Annotated in this window: 2 protein-coding genes; both read right to left on the bottom strand. The window is 68.3% G+C overall.

What is annotated here, in order from left to right; genetic code table 11:
• A partial coding sequence (locus EV645_RS02575; RefSeq protein WP_198681434.1) for an ATP-binding protein occupies window positions 1-489 on the bottom strand: 489 nt, incomplete at its 3' end.
• The gene (istA, locus tag EV645_RS02570) at window positions 489-1772 is read right to left on the bottom strand and encodes an IS21 family transposase (protein WP_130439347.1); all 1284 of its coding nucleotides are present in this window, start codon (window positions 1770-1772) and stop codon (window positions 489-491) included. The genes EV645_RS02575 and istA, both read right to left, overlap by 1 nt.
• Window positions 1773-1842 lie beyond the last annotated feature (70 nt).

The raw sequence follows: 1842 nt of genomic DNA, 5'->3' as shown, positions 1-1842 counted from the left end.
TTCGGCGAGCCGGTCGACCCATTCGGCGGCGGTGGCGAACAGGACGCGGTGGCCGGCTTGGCAGGCGCGGATCGCGATGCCGATGGCCAGGTGGGTCTTGCCGGTGCCGGGTGGTCCGAGGAACACCACATTGTCCTTGCCGGCGACGAAGTCGAGTGTTCCGAGGTGGGCGATGACGTCGCGTTTGAGTCCGCGGGCATGGTCGAAGTCGAACTCCTCCAGGGACTTGCGGGCGGGAAACCTGGCGGCGCGGATCCGGCCCTCCCCGCCGTGGGATTCACGGGCTGACACTTCGCGTTGCAGACACGCGGCCAGGAACTCCTCATGCGTCCACGACTCGGCCCGGGCGCGTTCGGCCAGCCGCGGGACGGCTTCGCGCAGGGTCGGTGCCTTCAACGCCCTGGTCAGGAACGCCAGTTCGCTGGTCAGGTCGCGTTCGGTCAAGGTGGCTGTGCCGGATTTGGGCGACGAGCTCGCGCGGGTTGCCATCAGGCCACCTCGCCGTCGTGGTGAGTCCCAGCTGGCCTGGTCGGTTTGGTCAGGCCGAACACGGCGTCATAGACCGACAGGTCTCGGCGTTCCACCACGACCTCAGCGCCGGTTGGCCGCCCGGTGCTGGTGGCTTGGTCCCTGGCCGCGGCGGCGTGTTGGGTAAGACGTTTCGCGGTTTCTCGATGGGCCGGGTCAGTGATGGTCTGGTGTCTGGCCCAGCAGCGCTGGTGTCTGCCCACGTTCAGGCCGCCGCAGGTGATGGTGACCGTGGTCAGGTCCGCGGCGACGTCGACGAACCGGCCGACCATGACGGGATCGACGGAGTAGTCGTTGGACGCGATCCGCACGTAGTAGTCCCGCGGCAGCCGGACCCGGGCCGACCATCCGACCGATGGAGGCGTCGGCGGCATCGCCAGCATCGCCGCCCGATCGGTGGCCCACCGCGCCGTCGGTGCGCAGCCGATCCGGCGCGAATGCCGGGCGTTGGCCAGCACCAGCCAGTCGGTGAGCTGGGTGTTGAAGTCGCGGTGCCCGGTGAACGTCCGTCCGGGCAGGAACGAGGTCTCGAAGTAGCCGTTGTTCCGCTCGACCAGGCCTTTGGCTTCCGGGTCGCGGGGCCGACACAGATGCACCCCGATGCCCAGACTGCCGCGGAAGGTCTCGAACTCGCCCGTCAACACCGGCTTCCCGCGCCGCCAGCACCCCACCGCCGACTCGTTGTCCCAGACCAACTCCCGCGGCACCGCACCGATGTTCTGCAGCAGCTGCCAATGCCCCGCGATCAGGTCCGGTGCCTGCCGCGACGCGATCATCACCGCCCACCGCATCCGCGAGTAGCCAGACGTCATCACCAGCACCGGCGGCGACCCTGCCTGCCCAGCACCCACCGGCACCAGTACCGGCGGGAACCACAGATCGCACTGAACCCGATGCCCCGCGTCGTACTCAGTCCGAGACGCCGGATCCGGCGGCAGATAGTACGGCCGCAGCACCCGAACCCGATCCTTGAGCACCGTCAAACCATGCGCCCAGCCGATCCGCTCCGCGATCACCGTGGCCGGCATCGTCGGAGTCGCCTTCAACAACTCCCTGATCAGAGGCTCGACCGCATCAACCCGCGACCCCCTCGAGACCCGGACATACTTCGGTGCCGTGTCCCGCGCCAACGCACGACGAACAGCATTCCGCGAGATCCCCAGCTCACGCGCGATCGCCTTGATCGCCATCCCCTCCGACCTGTGCAGCCGACGGATCTCAGCCCAGTCCTCCACTGTCATCACCCTTCACAGGGTCACGCAGGGGTCCACTTCCAGCCGTCGCTAGAGGGTCAGTCTTCACCCGCCGTCGACA

It is taken from the genome of Kribbella rubisoli (assembly GCF_004217145.1).
Lineage (GTDB): Bacteria > Actinomycetota > Actinomycetes > Propionibacteriales > Kribbellaceae > Kribbella > Kribbella rubisoli.
Note: the sequence above shows the minus strand (reverse complement) of the source record. Positions and strands in the feature narration are given on the sequence as shown.